The following is a 15,809-nucleotide window of genomic DNA, read 5'->3' as shown; positions in this document are numbered from 1 at the left end:
TAGAATTCTCGAATTGTAACCGTCGAATGAGCTATAGGAAAAGGATTTCTGATTTTGTGAAAACACCCAACCGGGCACTTCTTACAACTTTCGTCCTCACTATTTTTTTCATCTCTTGTTCCAGCTCAAGAAAAGAGGAAACTTATACGGTAGGGCTGGCGCAGGCGTCTAACGATGAGTGGCGCATGAATATGCACGAAGCGATGCGGCGCGAGCTTGTTTTTTACCCGGAAATAGAACTTATCATTGAAAATGCCGAAGATGATGTAGCCAGGCAAATTGCCCAGATCGAGCAATTCATTGAGCAAAAGGTGGATCTGATCATTGTTTCTCCTATAAAAGCAGAACCCATTACTCCCTACGTGGAAAAGGCTTATCTGGAGAATATTCCGGTGATTATTATTGATCGAAAAACCAGCTCTGACCTTTATAGCACCTATATCGGCGCCAATAACCTGGAAATAGGGCAGCTGGCCGGACAATATGCATCAACGCTGATCAACCCCGGAGATAAGGTCATAGAACTCAGGGGGTTGAAGGGGTCTACTCCTGCACAGGAACGCAGTGCAGGTTTTGATCAATATATCGATCAGGAGCAGTTTGACAGGATTGACCTTGAAACGGACTGGACGAGGGCTGATGCGGAGCGTAACCTTGCGCGGATCCTTAATGACAACAGAGATGTAGATTTAATCTTTGCTCATAATGATCGTATGGCTCTGGGAGCCTATGAAATTTGTAAAAAGGAGGGTTTGTCTGATCAGGTGAAAATCATTGGGGTCGATGGGCTGCCGGGAGCGAATGGGGGATTAGAACTGGTTGAGAGAGGTATACTTGCTGCGACACTACTCTATCCAACAGGGGGACAGGAGGCCATCAAATTGGCAGCAGAGATTCTAAGAGGACAATCTGTGGAGAAAGAGCATATTCTTCATACTACACTGGTCAATGGTGACAATGTAAGGATGATCAGACTCCAGATGGATAAAATACTAAGTCAACAATTGAATATTGAGCGTCAACAGCGCAAAATCATTGAGCAAATTCGGGATTATGATAATCAGAGAATTTTCATCTACCTGCTTCTGGGCGGTTTTGTCATCATCACGATCCTGGCTGCGCTCATTATTTACAATGCGAGGGAAAAACAGAAAATCGTACAGGAGCTGGCTGAAAAGAATCAAAAGGTAATTGATCAGCAGAACGAAATTATAAGGTATTCTAAAGAGGCTGAGGAGGCGAATGCGGCCAGATTTAAGTTTTTTACTAATATTTCGCATGAGTTCAGGACGCCACTCACGTTGATCAGCGGACCTATTGAGGACATGCTCAGGGATAAGGATGCTGGCAGATTCATCAAAGACCTAAAACTCATAAAGGGGAACTCTCAGCGGTTGCTGCGTCTGGTAGATCAACTGATGGACTTTAGACGGATCGACAACGCCAAGATGAAGATCAGAGTAGCTGAATGTGACCTGAATGCCTTCCTGAGAAACATCATCAACAGCTTTAAGCGGTTGGCCAATGATAAGGGCATTGACCTGCAGCTCCACGTACAATCATCGGATCTTCGGGTTTGGATGGATCAAAGCATGATGGATAAGGTGTTTTTCAACCTGCTGTCCAATGCGTTCAAATTCACCCCATACGGGGGTAAAATCATTTTGACGGTTCAAGCTGATGTTGAAAATAATCAGGTTAGCATCAAGGTGGAGGATACGGGCAATGGGATGACACTGGAGCAAGTATCCCATGTCTTTGATCGGTTCTACCAGGGAAGCAAAAACTACAGTTTGGGAACTGGACTGGGGCTGGCCCTTACGAAGGAGTTTGTGGAAATGCATCACGGTAAGATTGCGGTATTGAGTAAGGTAAATGTTGGTACCCAGTTTGAGGTGACCTTGCCTTTGGGCAATACTCATTTTTCGGAAGATGAAATCATGCAGGAGGTGTCCGGGCTCACGGAACTATCTCATTCTATTATGGAGGAGGAAAAGGTTGATATTACTCCATTGGAAGGAGGGGCTATTCATTCCAGGGAACATTCCGTATTGATCATTGAGGATCATGAAGAGCTCAAGGGGTACCTGACCACCAGATTGCAGAGTGAATTTGAAGTGATCTCCGCCTCTAATGTTCAGGAGGGTATCACGAAAGCCTTTGAGCATGTTCCTGATTTGATTATTTGTGATCTGAGTTTGGATGGGGAAGATGGTTTCGAAGTGATTAGCACTCTCAAGTCTGATGTGAAATCTTCTCATATTCCTATTATCATACTCACAGCCAAGACAAGCATGGAGGACCATCTAAAGGGTATTCGACTGGGTGCGGAGGACTACATGACTAAACCTTTCGATTTTACCATGCTTTTGGAGCGTATTCACACTATTTTGGTTAACAGGGAAAAACTTCGCCAGCATTACATTCATGAATTGCCACTTGCTCAAACCAATGGCAATAGTGGTAAGGGTGAGCGTAAGTTTATCAGTGAGTTGGCTGCTGTGGTAGAGGAACATATTTCTGATCCACAATTCGGAGTGAATCAACTGGGTGATTTATTGAACATGTCCCGGGTGCAGCTTTACCGCAAAGTGAAAGCCATTTTGGGAATTGGGGTAAATGATTACATCATTGGCGTGAGACTGAAGAAAGCCAAACACCTAATTCTCGAGCAGGATATGACCGTCTCTGAGGTGGCCTATGAGACCGGATTTTCAACACCGGCCTATTTTTCGACCGCTTTTAAGAATCATTTTGGTTCATCTCCTTCTGATTTTAAGTCGAAAAATCGAAAATCTTAAGCGGTTGAGGTATCAATATTGAAAGTGTGTAACATTTTCAAAACCCATTTTGAAAAATTATCTATTTCAAACCCGTTCACAGGTCATATATTAACATTATTTCATTTTAATGTTGATTATGTATCAAAACCATAATTGATTGAAACAATCTTGCAAACGTTTTCAGGGATACGCTTCTAGTTTTGCTAGAAACACATACACCCATGAACGGACGAATTCTATATTACTCTATTGTTGTTGCGCTCGCAGGTTTTCTTTTTGGTTTTGATACTGTAGTTATATCGGGAGCGGATAAGCAGCTTCAGGAGTTATGGAACTCATCCAATCTCTTTCATGGCTTTGTAGTCATGTCCATGGCCCTGTGGGGAACAGTTATCGGGGCCATCTTTGGAAACATCCCGACCGATAGGTTGGGGCGTAGGCCGACGCTTATATTAATAGGTGTATTGTACTTCATTTCAGCTCTGGGCTCTGCTGCTGTCTCAGACCCTTACTGGTTTTCTTTTTTTCGATTTATCGGAGGACTGGGAGTAGGAGCGTCGACCATTGCAGCCCCGGCCTATGTGTCAGAGATTGCTCCGGCAGCACAAAGAGGTAAGTTGGTTGCCCTCTATCAGTTCAATATTGTATTGGGAATCCTTATTGCCTTCGTTTCCAATTATTTACTTCAGGGAATTGGGGAAAATGCATGGAGATGGATGATTGGGGTGGAGGCTATTCCAGCTTTTTTCTATGGTATCATGGTGTTCAGGCTTCCTGAGTCGCCAAGATGGTTGCTTCTTCATAAAGGTGATCGTGAAAATGCTAAACAGATTTTTGAAAGCATTGCTTCTGATCCAAATGTTAATCATGATGAAGCACTGGATGCCCTGGAGGAGGAAGCCAGGGAATCTGCTCATGGAGATTCAATATTTAGGGCGAAATACAGGTTTCCTGTGATGCTCGCTTTTTTAGTAGCCTTCTTTAATCAGGCTTCAGGAATCAATGCAGTTCTTTATTATGCTCCAAGGATCATGGCTGAGGCCGGACTGGAAGCTAGCTCGGCATTGTTGAGTAGCATTGGAATAGGGGTTACCAATATGGTATTTACTCTTGTCGGCCTTAACCTGATTGACAAGTTGGGAAGAAAAACCCTAATGTATATTGGTTCATTTGGGTACATTGTTTCGCTCAGCCTGGTGGCGATGGCCTTCTTCCAGAACTGGTCTGGGCTGGCGGTTCCATTGTTTCTTTTCATTTTCATTGCTGCCCATGCCATTGGACAGGGTACGGTGATATGGGTTTTTATATCTGAAATTTTTCCAAATCATCTCCGGGCAGATGGTCAGTCCTTTGGGAGTTCTACCCACTGGGTAATGGCCGCCCTGATTACGGTCTTTCTGCCACCAGTACTGAGCGGTGCTGATAACCCCGGCTATGTATTTGTCTTTTTCACCGCAATGATGGTGCTGCAACTCTTGTTTGTCCACTTCAAGATGCCCGAAACACGAGGGGTGCCACTTGAAGAGCTGGGTAAGCAGATGGCGCGATAAAGCACTGAATCAAAGTTTTAATTCATTCACACAACAAAACCATATGATATGTTAAACTATTACTCAAAATTTATTTTGGTAGGGTTTCTTGTGATGCTGGGAAGCATACACAACCTGCTGGCTCAGGAGAGCAGTATCTCCGGGCAGATCACAGATCAAGATTCGGGGGAGCCTCTCATCGGGGTCACCGTACTTATTAAAGGTACATCCTCTGGAACGGTTACTGATTTCAATGGTAACTATACACTGTCAGCCTCTCCTGAAGACATACTCGTGTTCACTTATGTTGGCTATGCCTCACAAGAGATAAAGGTAAGTGAATCATCCAGCTTTGATATTTCCCTTGGGGTTAGTTCCAAGGAGCTTGAGGAGATCGTTGTTGTGGGTTATACCACAGAGAAAAAAGAAGACTTAACAGGAGCGATCCAGGTGGTAGAGCTAGAGAAAGTTGGCCCGGTTGCCCAGACTTCGGGTAACCCCATGCAGGCGTTACAGGGTAGGGTAGCAGGTCTCTATATAGAAAAGAATGGCTCTCCTTCCGGTGCGAACAGTCGGATACTGGTAAGGGGACAAAATACCCTTGGAAACAATGATCCTCTTTATATCATTGACGGACTTCCAACTAAAAGACCGGACATTCTACAAACGCTTACTCCTGATGCAATTGAGTCAATCCAGGTGCTGAAAGATGCGGCATCGGCCTCCATTTATGGGTCAAGAGCGTCCAATGGTGTGGTGATCGTTAAAACCAAGGATGGTAGTAGCCAGACGGATGGGTTGAAGGTTTTGTACAATACCCACTTCTCTATGCAGTCAGAGAAAAATCTGAGGGTGAAAATGCTCAATGCGGAAGAAAGAGGAAGAGCCCTGTGGCAGGCCTCAGTTAACGATGGAGTGGATCCTGCTTCCGGATATGGAGAGATTTACAATTTTGACTGGAATGGGGATTTTAATAATCCTGTGCTAAATGGTGTAACCGTTCAGCCCTATGTGGGAGGAGACACCAACGTGCCGGTAGGCGATACTGACTGGCAGGATGAATCTTACGAAACTGGTTTTGTATACAACAATAACCTGACGGTCTATGGAGGAAGTGATGTTTCTTCTGTTCTGGTAAGTGTTGGCCATATGAAGAATACAGGTATTCTTAAATACACTGATTATGAGCGTACATCTGCTCGGGTGAATGCCATTACTTCTCATTTTGATAAAAAGCTTCGAATTGGGGTGAACACCCAGTTTGTCAATTCCAATGAGACCTTAGAGACCCCTGACCTTGGAAGTGCGCCGACGCCTCAGTTGGCAGTTACCCTGGCACCAACTATTCCAGTTTATACGCTGAATGGGGAGTATGCTGGTCCATTGGGTGCAGGTTATTCCGATAGAAATAACCCGGTTCATATGCAGTACATCAATCGTTGGGACAATACCAACAGGCAGTTTCTTTATGGAAATATTTTCGCTGAGCTGGATATCATAGAAAACCTAAAATTCAGAACTTCCCTGGGCTATGACATTTCCCGGGTAAGTGACAAAGACATTGAGCAGTCCTTTTCTGAAGGCTTTATCGCAAGAGACGTCAATCGCCTGATACAGACCAATAATCAATTTACCAGTTTGGTTTGGACCAACTTTTTGAACTACAATGTGGATTTAGGTTCCAGTACACTGGGGATATTACTTGGGGTGGAGTCGATTGATGATCAGGCTATCTTCCAGCAGGGTGTGAAGGATAACTTCTCCATTCAGACGGAAGAATTTTTCACGCTATCTGCAGGTACCAGCAATGGAAATGCTTTTGGTAATCAGGAGGATAGTAGGTTGCTCTCTCAATTTGCCAAGGTGAATTATGCTTTTAGGGACAAATACCTGGCTGCAGTGACCGTTCGAAGAGATGGTTCTTCCCGATTCGGTGAGGAAAATCGCTATGGTTTCTTCCCGTCTGCATCGGTAGCATGGAAATTAGGTAAAGAAGCTTTCATGCAGGACATCCCTTTCTTATCCAGCTTGAAAGTAAGAGCTGGTTATGGTGAAGTTGGTAACCAGGATATTGGAGCATACCCAAGTTTGGGGCTATTGGCTCCGAGATATGGGCAATCTGCTGCACAGGTGGATGGTATTGGTCACGTTGGATTTTTTGATCAATACTGGAATATTGGAACTGCTTATGACCTTTCTGGTAATAACACAGGAAATCTGCCTTCCGGTTTTGCTTTCATCCAATCAGCAAATCCTGATTTGAGATGGGAGGCTACTTCTGAAATTAACCTTGGGGTAGACTTCTCACTTTTCCAGGCTGCTGTGATTGGTTCATTTGACTACTTCAGTAAAACGACTGATGGTATTTTGATACAGCCTCCTGTAGCTTCAGTGCTTGGAGAAGGACAATTGAGATTTGTGAATGGAGCGACCATTGAAAACAAAGGTTGGGAATTCAATCTGAACTATCTGAAGGAAGTGTCGCAAGACTTCAACTGGAGCATCAACTTAAATGCCAGCCATTTCAAGGATAAAATCACCAAACTTCCTGAAGAGGTGAGAGCGGCATTCCCTGGTAACTCAGAGCAGGATATACTAGGCCATTCTAATCTTTCCATTTTTGGATACCGTGCAGATGGAATCTTCCAAAGCCAGGAAGAAGTAGATGCACATGCTACGCAGGTAGGTGCAGGTCCTGGAAGAATCCGCTATATGGACTTGAATGGAGATAATACCATCAACTCACTAGATCAGACTTTCATTGGCACCCAATTGCCTGATTTGGAATATGGTATTCGGCTGGACATCAACTATAAGAATTTTGACTTCTCATTGTTCGGTTCAGGTATTGCCGGAAGAGAAGGCTTTGACAACTATAAGTTCCTCAATGAATTCATCAGAGGACGGGAGAACGTTGGACCGGGTGTATTTGATGCCTGGACACCGGACAACCCAACTGCTACGATTCCTGCTTTGACGCTATCGGATGGTAACAATGAGACCAGAACTTCTGACTATTTGATGGTGAATACCTCATATTTCAAGATGAGAAACATTCAGGTAGGTTATACGCTGCCAAGTGCTTTGGTGAACAGGTTGTTCATTGATCGACTAAGAGTCTATGCCGTAGTTGACAATCCTTTCGTGATCAAATCAAAGGATTTCTCCGGGCCGGATCCTGAGCGTACAACATTTGATATCATCCCGGTTCCGAGAAGTCTTTCTTTCGGTGTGAACCTGGCGCTATAATTCTCAACCATAAAGATTTATAAAGATGAAAACATTAAAATATATCATACCAGTTATTGCATTGATGGCATTCTCATCATGCAAGGATTTTTTGGAAACGGAGCCTCATGGGCAGGTTTCAGGAGCGGGATCGTCTATAGAGGCGGCAGAAGCCCTGGTGGTGGCAGCCTATGCGGGTATTGCCAATGACGATATGATCGGGCCAATAACCAGCATGTGGGTCTATGGTAGTGTAAGATCGGATGATGCCTACAAGGGTGGCGGTGGTGTTGCCGATGTACCTGATGTGAACTACTACGAACAGTATAACCTGACTAACCCTAGCCAGGAATGGATGGGTACTTACACATGGGAGTTACTGTACAGCGCGATTTCACGTACAACCTATGCGATCCGGGCACTCAATGAGATCCCTGATGCCGATTACGCTGATAAAACAGCTCGAATCGCAGAGATGAGGTTCTTGAGAGGTCATAGCCATTTTGTGCTAAAGAAACTCTACAAGAGAATTCCTTACATTCATGATGGTTTGTCAAATGAGGATGCTTTGACAGTATCCAATACTGACCTGACCAATGATGAATTGTGGAACAAAATTGCTGATGACTTCACTTTTGCGATGCAAAATCTTCCTGAAATTCAGCCGGAGGTGGGTAGAGCCAATAAATATTCAGCGGCTGCTTACCTGGCTAAAACAAGATTGTTTCAGGCGTATGAGCAGGCAGACGATAATCATGCCGTAACAAATATCAATGCGGCAAGACTGCAGGAAGTAGTGGATCTGTGTGATACTGTGATTAATTCCGGTCACTATGATTTACAGCCGGATTTCGCGGAGAACTTCCTGGACGGTTACGACAATGATGTGGAGTCAGTTTGGGCTGCCCAGTTCTCTATAAGCGATGGAACAGCCTATGGTCGACTAAGTTTTGCGACCGGATTGAATTACCCGCACGGAGCTCCTCAATATGGTTGTTGCGGTTTCCATGCGCCAAGTCACAACCTGGTCAATGCTTTTTCTACAGAAAGTGGCCTTCCGAAGTTTACCACTTTCAATGATGTGGCTCTAACTCCTGAGGATTTTACACCGGCAGGACAAACGGTGGATCCAAGAATTGACCATACGGTGGGTATGGATGGACACCCTTACAAGTACAGAAATGAGGACGAATATATTTTCAGCGATAGCTGGGTGCGTGATGCTGGCGTTTACGGAAGATTTCACAGTATGAAGGAGCAACAGGCTGCTGATTGTTCTTGCTACAGCAAGCAGGGGCCATTCATTGGCTCGTCTAAAAACATCGATTTTATCCGGTACGCTGATGTGCTGCTTTGGAAAGCGGAAGCTTTGATTGAGCTAAATACAGATCTTGTAGGAGCGAGGGATTTGATTAATCAGGTAAGGCAAAGAGCTGCCAATAGCACTGGTCGTACCGTGTTTTCGGATGGAAGCCCTGCCTCCAATTATGATATTGCTGAATATACAGACCTGAACTATACATGGGATCAGGCAGGAGCGAGAGAGGCTTTGAGATGGGAACGTAGATTGGAGTTTGCAACAGAAGGCCAGCGCTTCTTTGACCTGGTAAGATGGGGAATAGCAGAGCAGACGCTTAATGCTTACCTGGATGTGGAAAAAACCAGAAGAGATTTTCTAAGTAGTGCCAAGTTCACTGCAAACAGGGATGAGTATTATCCCATTCCACAAAGAGAAATTGATTTTACAAAAGGGTTATATACACAGAATCCGAATTATTGAGGTTGGTAGTTATTCAGGTCACCCATACCAATAAGTGGTGACCTGGATTTTTTTTCGTATTATGTCATTACAAATATTCAACATAACCCCTTCAGTCATGATCATCAAGATTTATTCTACCCTCCGATTCATTGTTATCGTCACTCTGGTAATGGTGTTTGGTTGTCAACCGGCACAAAAGACTACTGAGGAGAACAAAGCACTGGATGAAGAAAAGTACCGTCCGCAATTTCACTTTTCTCCCGAAGAAAACTGGATGAACGATCCTAACGGGATGGTTTATTACGAGGGTGAGTATCACCTTTTTTATCAATACTATCCCGACAGCAATGTTTGGGGGCCTATGCACTGGGGACATGCGGTATCTACGGATATGATGAATTGGGAACATCTACCCATTGCGCTTTATCCTGATGAACTGGGGTATATTTTTAGTGGTAGCGCGGTGATCGACTGGAACAATACCAGTGGATTAGGCACAGAAGATAATCCGCCGATGGTGGCCATTTTCACCTATCATGATCCGGTGGGAGCAGATAAGAAATCTTTGGACCATCAAAATCAGGGAATTGCCTACAGTCTTGATAAAGGGAGAACCTGGACTAAATATGATAATAATCCGGTGCTCGTAAATCCGGGTATTACAGACTTTAGGGACCCGAAGGTGTCCTGGATGGAGGAGTTCGATGGTTGGGTGATGGCTTTGGCTGTGAAGGATCATATTGAATTTTATACTTCTGATGATTTGATTGAATGGACTAAGGAAAGTGAATTTGGTCAGGGAATTGGCGGACATGGAGGCGTATGGGAGTGCCCTGACCTTTTCAAATTGAAAACAGAGGATGGCGAAGAGCGATGGGTGCTGTTTGTAAGCATCAATCCCGGAGGTCCTCAAGGAGGCTCTGCTACGCAGTACTTTTTGGGTGAATTCGATGGAAGCAATTTTGTGCCTCAGGACTCCGTGACCAGGTGGATTGATCTTGGTGCCGATAACTACGCAGGGGTGACATGGTCAGATATTCCGGCAGAGGATGGCAGACAATTATTCCTGGGGTGGATGAGTAACTGGGATTATGGGCAGGAGGTGCCAACCTACAAGTGGAGAAGTGCAATGACGCTTCCACGGGAATTGATACTGACCAAAATCGGAGAGGAATTAATTCTCCAATCGAAGCCGGTTGAGGAGATAAAATCATATCTGACTGCTGTCGAGACGACATCCGAAGAAGATGGCTATGTGCTTCCCGATGAATTGGTGATGATTGAGTTGAACGGATTTGATGCGATGAATTTGAAGGCCTCATTGTCAAATGAGAAGGGAGAAAAGGTAGGTTTCACTATTTCACCCGAATCCATCGCTTTCGATCGTTCAAGCAGTGGTCAAACCGATTTCGGAAAAGGCTTTGCTGCCATGCACAGCTATGAAAACTTTCTGGAGGACCTTCGAAAGGTACAGATCTATATAGATCGTGCATCCATAGAGATTTTTATCAACGATGGAGAGTTTGTGATGACCGAACTGGTATTTCCAACCCAGCCATACTCAAAGTTTGTAATCTCGTCCGGAAATGCAGAGGTGAAGATGGCCAAGGTATCTTCCATTTGGGATGAGAAATAGATAACCAATTCAATTGATTTGGAATGAATTTAATAACTAGATTTAATAAGAAGTGTAAAGACTTTTTGGTCCTTATTTTAAGCTTGTTCATGGTTCAACAGCATTTATCTGCACAGGAGGTCATACCGATTGAAAGTGTCACTAATGCCTTGGTGTTGGAGGTAGATGAGGATAAAAATGTGAAGATTATCTATTTCGGAGAGCGGCTTTCAAATCCGAATGAATATGGGGAGGTGCCTTCTGTTTACAATCAAACAGGGCATTACTCAGAAAACCTGAATGCTGCATATATGCCTTCGGGTTCTCACAACCTGATGGAGCCGGCGATAACCGTTACGCATGCCGATGGTAATACCTCGCTTGATTTGAGATATGTTGCTCATAAGCAGGAATCTATTGATGCGAATGTTGATCTCTTTACGGTTGAATTGAAGGATCCCGTGTATCCATTTTCGGTTAAGCTTTTTTACAAGGTTTATAAAAATGAAGATGTATTTGAGCAGTGGTGCACTATAAGCCACAAGGAAAAGAAGGATGTGCAGCTCCACAAGTTTGCCTCCGCCAATTTGTACCTAAAGTCCGGGACTTTTTGGCTGACCCAGTATCATGGTGACTGGGCGGAAGAAATGCAGCCCGAAGTATCAAGGCTTACCCATGGCATAAAAACCCTGGACTCTAAGCTGGGCACCCGGGCAAACCTACTACAACCACCTGTATTTATGCTTGGTATCGGGAGAGCACCTGAAGAAGATACCGGGGACGTGATTTTTGGTGCCATGGAATGGAGTGGTAATTTCCGCATTGATATGGAGCTCGATGTAGAGGACAATCTTAGGGTAATAGCAGGAATGAATAATTTTTCCTCGGTTTATCATCTGAAGTCGGGTGAAACATTTGAGACTCCGAAATTCCTTTACCTGCTATCGCATAATGGCAAAGGAGAGGCCAGTAGAAAAATGCATGATTGGGCACGAAAGTATAAGCTTCTGGATGGATCAGGAGACAGGCTGACCTTACTCAACAACTGGGAGGCGACCTATTTTGATTTCAATGAACAGAAGCTTTTTAGTCTGATCAAAGACACTAAGGAACTGGGAGTTGATTTGTTTTTATTGGATGATGGTTGGTTTGCCAATAAATACCCTCGCGATGGCGACTATGCCGGGCTGGGCGATTGGGAAGTAAATAAATCCAAGTTGCCGAACGGCATAGCTTCACTGGTTAAGGAGTCAAAGAACAACGGTGTTAAGTTTGGAATATGGATAGAGCCGGAGATGGTAAATCCTAAAAGCAGGCTTTATGAAACACATCCGGATTGGGTAATCAAACAGCCGAAACGAGAAGAGCATTATTTTAGAAATCAGCTGGTGCTGGATTTGAGTAATCCGGAGGTTCAGGATTTTGTATTCCATGTGGTTGATCAGCTTTTTGTAGAAAACCCTGAACTAGCCTATATCAAATGGGACTGCAACGCAGTGATTTACAATGCCTATTCCAGCTACCTGAAGCAACAGTCCCATCTTTATATTGAATACGTTAAAGGTCTTTACAGCGTACTTAAGAGAATTAGGGAAAAATACCCGCTGGTACCCATGATGTTATGTTCCGGAGGAGGAGGAAGGGTAGATTATGCGGCACTTCAATATTTCACGGAATTTTGGCCCAGTGATAATACGGATCCTTTGGAGCGTATCTTTTTACAGTGGGAGTATTCTCATTTTTATCCAAGCATCGCTACTTCCAATCATGTTACGGAATGGGGCAATCAGCCTATCAAGTTCAGGGTAGATGTGGCTATGATGGGCAAATTGGGCTTTGATATCGTGGTTCATGAACTTCCGGAAAAGGAACTAGTCTTTTGCCAACAGGCCATCAAATGTTACAATGACATTAAAGGAGTGATTTGGTATGGAGATCAGTATCGTTTGGCGGATCCTAAAGTCAATAATGTGGCTGCGCTAATGTATGTTGATGACGAACAGGATCGGGCAATCGTGTTCAGCTATCTGGTCAATAACCGGTTTAATAAAAAGAGTGAGGTTCCCATTGCTTTGAAAGGCTTGGATCCAGCCAAGAAATATAGGGTACGAGAAATCAATTTATACCCTGGAGCTGTTACTAAGGTTGACGAGAGTGTTGTCTATTCCGGGGAGTTTTTAATGAAGGTCGGGTACAATCCGCTAGTCGATGCAAGCAGAACGAGCGTCATTCTAGAAGTTATGGCTATTGAGAACTGATATATTAAGATCATCCTCTTTAAATTTAGTATATGAAAGTACTGGTCTTTGGTGAGATTCTCTGGGATATGATTGAAGGGGTACCCCATTTAGGAGGAGCTCCTTTGAACTTTGCGGCTCACGTAAAGCAATGCGGATATGAGTCAGGTATTGTGTCTTGTCTTGGCAGGGATGAGCTGGGAGATAAAGCCTTTCAAATGGTTAGTGAGCTTGGGGTCGAAACCAAGCTGATTCAGCGGTCGGATATGCGCACGGGGTTTGTTCCGGTAAAGCTCCTGAACGGTCAGCCGGATTATGAAATTGTCAAAGATGTGGCCTACGACTACATCTCCGAGGATCAGCTTGATCATTTTATTATTGGGGCTTATGATGTGTTTTACTTTGGAAGCCTGATTCAGAGAAGCCCTGTTTCATCTGAATCGCTAAATGCCATCTTGGAAAAGCATCAGTTCAAGCATGTTTTTTATGACGTCAACCTTCGTAAGGACTCTTATACCAAAGAGATCATTATTGGCTCACTGGAGCGTTGTACTTTGCTAAAGGTCAATGATGAGGAGGTAGAGGTACTGAGTCAGATGCTTTTTAATCAAATATTAGATTTCAGGGCATTTTGCGAGCATGTCACTGACCAATGGCCACAAATATCCACGATCGTAATCACGGCCGGAGGGGACGGTTGCATGGTCTATTGGGACGGAAACTTTAAGGTGATTCCGACAAACCCTATTGAGGTGGTGGATACGGTAGGAGCCGGAGACTCTTTTAGTGCTGCCTTTTTATGCACACTGTACAAAACCGGTGATCCCGTTCAGGCAGCACAGGTGGCCAATAAGGTCGGCGCTTTTGTGGCGTCTTCTCATGGCCCTATTCCCAGGTATTCGGAGGAGGTGATGGGACTTTTTGCTTGAGCCTTGATTTGTGTGGATAGGCTCCATCCATCATCATTTCCGGCATTACCTCATTTTATGGGAACAAATTCTGCTACTGCTACCACTTATTCATTACAATGATCATTAATACAATGATTATTGTAATGATAATCCTAATTTGTATGGCGGTAATAAGTGAATGCGACTGTTTTTAGCATGTCATTCTAATTCGTCCGTGCAGATGATGATCAAAATGCCTTCTTCTTTTTTCTTGGTTTTTGCCCTGTCCAGTTTATTGGTCTCTTGTCAGAAGCAGGCTACTGAGCGATTACCTAATGTTGTATTAATCGTCATTGATGATTTAGGGTGGAAGGATATCGGTATTTATGGAAGTGATTTTTATCAAACCCCAAATGTGGATGCCCTTGCCCGAGAAGGAGTAATGTTTACCAATGGGTATTCGGCTTGTACGGTATGTTCTCCAACAAGAGCGGCAATTATGACCGGGAAATACCCGGCAACGATCAGGTGCACGGATTGGATAGAAGGGTGGAAGATGAAGAATAAACCTTTGAAAGTGCCGGATTGGACCATGTATATGGATACTTCGGAATTCACTTTAGCAAGAGCATTTAAAGGAGCTGGATATCAAACAGCCCATATCGGCAAATGGCACCTGGGAGAAGATTCAATCTATTGGCCTGAAAATCAGGGCTTCGATATCAATATAGGAGGATGGAGTAAGGGATCTCCAAATACGAAAAAGGGAAAATTCAATGGCTATTTTGCTCCGTTCGGTAATCCTCGTTTGGAGGACAAGCCAGGGGATGAGTACCTGACCGAAAGACTTACGGATGAGGCAGTGGGCTTTATAAAAAATGCCTCATCATCAACCGATGGAAAACCCTTTTTCTTAAACTTCTGGACGTACAATGTTCATGCACCACTACAGGCGAAAGAAGAGAAGGTTGCAAAGTATGATTCATTGCAGGACACTTCTTTTCAACAGCAAAATCCCATCTATGCTGCCATGGTGGAACACATGGATGAGGCCGTAGGACGAATTATTCAAACTTTGAAGGAGGAGGGACTATATGACAATACCATCATTGTATTTACCTCTGATAATGGTGGTTTGATTGGACGAGGGAAGAACAAAGTAACCAACAACAGCCCGTTAAGAAGTGGAAAGGGGGACTTGTATGAGGGAGGGGTACGCATTCCTCTAATCATCAGAGATCCTTTTTCAGGTGCTTACGGTCAGGTTTCTGAAACTCCCACGATTTCTATGGATCTTTATTTAACCCTTGCAAAATTGTCGGGGATTTCTATACCTGAGAAGATTGAGTCCCAACTTGAAGGAATAGACCTGTCTCCGGTTCTTACTGGTCATCCAACTAAAGAGCGTGACCTTTTCTGGCATTATCCTCACTATCATAAAGAAGGGGCTACACCTTACAGTGCCATCAGGTCGGGAGACTGGAAGCTTGTTTATTATTATGAAACTGAAAGTAGTGCACTTTTTAATCTGAAAAATGATATTGGCGAAACAGAGGATGTTTCTGATGCTAATGAAGATGTAAAGTCCCTTTTGATCTCCAAATTGGAAAAATGGAAGGATGATATCAATGCGCAATCTCCTGTACCAAACCCGGATTATAAGGAGGAGTTAGAATCAGTGTCAAATTCTGATGAACCATAGGAACTGGATATAACACTCTCTGTAATGAAAAAGCCCTCCAAAAGGAGGGCCTTAGAAATAGAC

Annotated in this window: 8 protein-coding genes; all 8 read left to right on the top strand. The window is 43.9% G+C overall.

Annotated elements, in window-relative coordinates; genetic code table 11:
• The first annotated feature begins 26 nt into the window (after positions 1 to 26).
• The 8 genes from NXR94_RS08040 to NXR94_RS08005 all read left to right on the top strand — a co-directional run bounded on the left by NXR94_RS08040 (position 27) and on the right by NXR94_RS08005 (position 15,746).
• On the top strand, positions 27 to 2,801 hold the full coding sequence (locus tag NXR94_RS08040; RefSeq protein WP_258104103.1) for a substrate-binding domain-containing protein: 2,775 nt from the start codon (positions 27 to 29) through the stop codon (positions 2,799 to 2,801).
• A gap of 182 nt (positions 2,802 to 2,983) precedes the next feature.
• Positions 2,984 to 4,333, top strand: a complete 1,350-nt coding sequence (locus NXR94_RS08035; RefSeq protein WP_258104102.1) for a sugar porter family MFS transporter — start codon at positions 2,984 to 2,986, stop codon at positions 4,331 to 4,333.
• 48 nt (positions 4,334 to 4,381) lie between these two features.
• Positions 4,382 to 7,561: a TonB-dependent receptor gene (locus NXR94_RS08030; protein ID WP_258104101.1), complete on the top strand. Its 3,180-nt coding sequence runs from the start codon at positions 4,382 to 4,384 to the stop codon at positions 7,559 to 7,561.
• A gap of 25 nt (positions 7,562 to 7,586) precedes the next feature.
• On the top strand, positions 7,587 to 9,320 hold the full coding sequence (locus NXR94_RS08025) for a RagB/SusD family nutrient uptake outer membrane protein (protein ID WP_258104100.1): 1,734 nt from the start codon (positions 7,587 to 7,589) through the stop codon (positions 9,318 to 9,320).
• Positions 9,321 to 9,417: 97 nt separating this feature from the next.
• A complete protein-coding gene (locus NXR94_RS08020) occupies positions 9,418 to 10,938 on the top strand; it encodes a glycoside hydrolase family 32 protein (RefSeq protein WP_258104099.1) in 1,521 nt (506 codons plus the stop codon).
• Positions 10,939 to 10,961: 23 nt separating this feature from the next.
• Positions 10,962 to 13,175, top strand: a complete 2,214-nt coding sequence (locus tag NXR94_RS08015) for an alpha-galactosidase (protein WP_258104098.1) — start codon at positions 10,962 to 10,964, stop codon at positions 13,173 to 13,175.
• Between the two features lie 32 nt (positions 13,176 to 13,207).
• Entirely contained in the window at positions 13,208 to 14,083 is an 876-nt protein-coding gene (locus NXR94_RS08010) for a carbohydrate kinase (protein WP_258104097.1), read from the top strand.
• Positions 14,084 to 14,285: 202 nt separating this feature from the next.
• Positions 14,286 to 15,746, top strand: a complete 1,461-nt coding sequence (locus tag NXR94_RS08005; protein WP_258104096.1) for a sulfatase — start codon at positions 14,286 to 14,288, stop codon at positions 15,744 to 15,746.
• Positions 15,747 to 15,809 lie beyond the last annotated feature (63 nt).

It is taken from the genome of Marinoscillum sp. MHG1-6 (assembly GCF_024714475.1).
Taxonomy (GTDB): Bacteria; Bacteroidota; Bacteroidia; order Cytophagales; family Cyclobacteriaceae; genus JAMZMI01.
Note: the sequence above shows the minus strand (reverse complement) of the source record. Positions and strands in the feature narration are given on the sequence as shown.

Coding starts and splice junctions, on each gene's coding strand:
- NXR94_RS08025 (WP_258104100.1), top strand. CDS start 7,587: ATGAAAACATTAAAATATATCATACCAGTTATTGCATTGATGGCATTC.
- NXR94_RS08040 (WP_258104103.1), top strand. CDS start 27: ATGAGCTATAGGAAAAGGATTTCTGATTTTGTGAAAACACCCAACCGG.
- NXR94_RS08015 (WP_258104098.1), top strand. CDS start 10,962: ATGAATTTAATAACTAGATTTAATAAGAAGTGTAAAGACTTTTTGGTC.
- NXR94_RS08030 (WP_258104101.1), top strand. CDS start 4,382: ATGTTAAACTATTACTCAAAATTTATTTTGGTAGGGTTTCTTGTGATG.
- NXR94_RS08005 (WP_258104096.1), top strand. CDS start 14,286: ATGATGATCAAAATGCCTTCTTCTTTTTTCTTGGTTTTTGCCCTGTCC.
- NXR94_RS08020 (WP_258104099.1), top strand. CDS start 9,418: ATGATCATCAAGATTTATTCTACCCTCCGATTCATTGTTATCGTCACT.
- NXR94_RS08010 (WP_258104097.1), top strand. CDS start 13,208: ATGAAAGTACTGGTCTTTGGTGAGATTCTCTGGGATATGATTGAAGGG.